The sequence below is a fragment of the Pseudomonas sp. NPDC087814 genome (assembly GCF_044742865.1).
Taxonomy (GTDB): domain Bacteria; phylum Pseudomonadota; class Gammaproteobacteria; order Pseudomonadales; family Pseudomonadaceae; genus Aquipseudomonas.
Map to the genome: position 1 here is coordinate 1 of NZ_JBIUVK010000108.1, position 2,400 is coordinate 2,400.

The window sequence follows — 2,400 nt, forward strand, 5'->3', positions numbered from 1 at the left end:
TCCAAGCTTCTAGCTGTTATCATTGCCGTCAGACTTCCAACTCTATAGCGTACACTCCTTGGCCGTACCAGGTTGCCAAGGCCAACGCCTTCTTCTGATACTTAGCCGCACGGCATGATTGGGAACACAAGCAAGAATGGCTAAGGTATTCGCGATAGCGAACCAGAAAGGTGGCGTGGGCAAAACCACCACCTGCATCAACCTCGCAGCATCCCTGGTCGCTACCAAGCGTCGGGTGCTGTTGATCGATCTCGATCCACAGGGCAACGCCACCATGGGTAGCGGTGTGGATAAACACGGCCTGGAAAACTCGGTCTACGACTTGCTGATTGGCGAGTGCGACCTGGCCCAGGCCATGCACTTCTCCGAGCACGGCGGTTATCAACTGCTGCCTGCCAACCGCGATTTGACCGCGGCGGAAGTGGTGCTGCTGGAAATGCAGATGAAAGAAAGCCGTCTGCGCAGCGCCCTGGCGCCGATTCGCGAGAATTACGACTACATTTTGATCGACTGCCCGCCGTCGCTGTCGATGCTGACGTTGAACGCACTGGTTGCGGCCGACGGGGTGATTATCCCCATGCAGTGCGAGTACTTCGCGCTCGAAGGCTTGAGCGACCTTGTGGATAACATCAAGCGTATCGCCGAGTTGCTCAACCCGAACCTGCAAATCGAAGGCCTGCTGCGGACCATGTATGACCCGCGCCTGAGCCTGATGAACGATGTGTCGGCACAGCTCAAGGAACACTTCGGCGATCAGCTCTACGACACCGTGATTCCACGCAACATCCGCCTGGCCGAAGCGCCAAGCTATGGCATGCCCGCGCTGGCGTACGACAAGTCTTCCCGCGGCGCCATTGCCTATCTGGCGCTGGCAGGCGAGATGGTTCGCCGTCAACGCCGCAATTCACGCACCGCTGCAGCCCAGCCAACTTAAGGAATCCCCATGGCCGTCAAGAAACGAGGTCTCGGACGTGGACTGGATGCACTGCTGAGTGGTCCGACTGTCACGACCCTTGAAGAACAGGCAGTGCAGGCCGACGAGCGCGAGCTGCAGCACCTGCCGCTGGACCTGATCCAGCGCGGCAAATACCAGCCGCGCCGGGACATGGACCCGCAGGCGCTGGAGGAATTGGCGAATTCGATCAAGGCCCAGGGCGTGATGCAGCCGATCGTGGTGCGCCCGATTGGTGCAGGCCGCTTTGAAATCATCGCCGGCGAGCGCCGCTGGCGCGCCAGCCAGCAGGCCGGCAAGGAAACCATTCCGGCAATGGTGCGCGATGTGCCGGATGAAACCGCCATCGCCATGGCGTTGATCGAGAACATCCAGCGTGAAGACCTCAATCCGATCGAGGAAGCGATCGCCCTGCAGCGTTTGCAGCAGGAATTCAAACTGACTCAGCAGGAAGTCGCGGATGCGGTGGGCAAGTCCCGGGTTACCGTGTCCAACCTGTTGCGCCTGATCGCGCTGCCGGAAGTCATCAAAACCATGCTTTCCCATGGCGACCTGGAAATGGGTCATGCTCGTGCTTTGCTCGGTTTGCCGGAAAATCAACAGGTTGAGGGGGCGCGACACGTTGTCGCACGAGGCCTCACCGTTCGTCAGACCGAGGCCCTGGTTCGCCAGTGGCTCAGTGGCAAACCTGCACCGGTCGAAACTGCCAAACCTGATCCGGATATTGCACGCCTGGAGCAGCGCCTGGCCGAACGCCTAGGCTCTGCGGTGCAAATTCGTCATGGCAAGAAAGGCAAAGGGCAATTGGTCATCGGATATAACTCATTGGATGAGCTTCAGGGCGTCCTTGCCCACATCCGCTGAAACAATTGCTTCTGTAGCGCGCAGTCGGAAATCACTACCCGGCAGTTGAATAGGGGCAGAACCGCCCCTATACTCTGCGCGCATTTTGTCGGCACAAATTATGCCAAGTTATTGATTTCCGGCAGCCGACCATTGAGGAGCAAGAGTGATGGAAACCCGCACGCCAAACACGTTGCCGTTCCATCGCTTGGCCGTTTTCCCGGTTTTAGTGGCTCAATTTGTCATTTTACTGATCGCCTCTTTGGCGCTCTGGTATTGGTATGGAGTCGTAGCCGGATACTCGGGACTCTGCGGAGGCCTGATAGCCTTGCTGCCCAATATGTATTTTGCTCACAGGGCCTTTCGGTTTTCCGGCGCCCGAGCACCCAGGCTATCGTCCGGTCTTTTTATGCCGGCGAGGCGGGGAAATTGATTTTGACGGCAGTGCTGTTTGCACTGACCTTTGCAGGTGTGAAGCCATTGGCGCCGCTGGCTGTATTCGGCGTCTTCGTGTTGACCCAACTGGTCAGCTGGTTCGCTCCCCTGCTAATGAAAACAGGACTTTCGTATCCTGGGGGCGGTTGAGGCGGGCATGGCAGAGGCTT

2 protein-coding genes and 2 pseudogenes are annotated in these 2,400 nt (G+C 58.2%); all 4 read left to right on the forward strand.

Annotated features, from left to right (window positions below):
- Nucleotides 1–13: 13 nt before the first annotated feature.
- A pseudogene (locus ACIOMR_RS30880) lies at nt 14–118 on the forward strand (16S rRNA (guanine(527)-N(7))-methyltransferase RsmG); the annotation flags it as partial.
- An 18-nt stretch (nt 119–136) separates the two neighbouring features.
- Nucleotides 137–934: a ParA family protein gene (locus ACIOMR_RS30885; RefSeq protein ID WP_003213559.1), complete on the forward strand. Its 798-nt coding sequence runs from the start codon at nt 137–139 to the stop codon at nt 932–934.
- A 9-nt stretch (nt 935–943) separates the two neighbouring features.
- Nucleotides 944–1,816, forward strand: a complete 873-nt coding sequence (locus ACIOMR_RS30890; RefSeq protein ID WP_003213558.1) for a ParB/RepB/Spo0J family partition protein — start codon at nt 944–946, stop codon at nt 1,814–1,816.
- Between the two features lie 148 nt (nt 1,817–1,964).
- Nucleotides 1,965–2,380 (forward strand): annotated as a pseudogene (locus ACIOMR_RS30895) (F0F1 ATP synthase subunit I).
- Nucleotides 2,381–2,400 lie beyond the last annotated feature (20 nt).

What these genes read in the sequence shown, in the direction of transcription:
- ACIOMR_RS30885 (WP_003213559.1), top strand. Translation starts at nt 137, where the DNA reads ATGGCTAAGGTATTCGCGATAGCGAACCAGAAAGGTGGCGTGGGCAAA.
- ACIOMR_RS30890 (WP_003213558.1), top strand. Translation starts at nt 944, where the DNA reads ATGGCCGTCAAGAAACGAGGTCTCGGACGTGGACTGGATGCACTGCTG.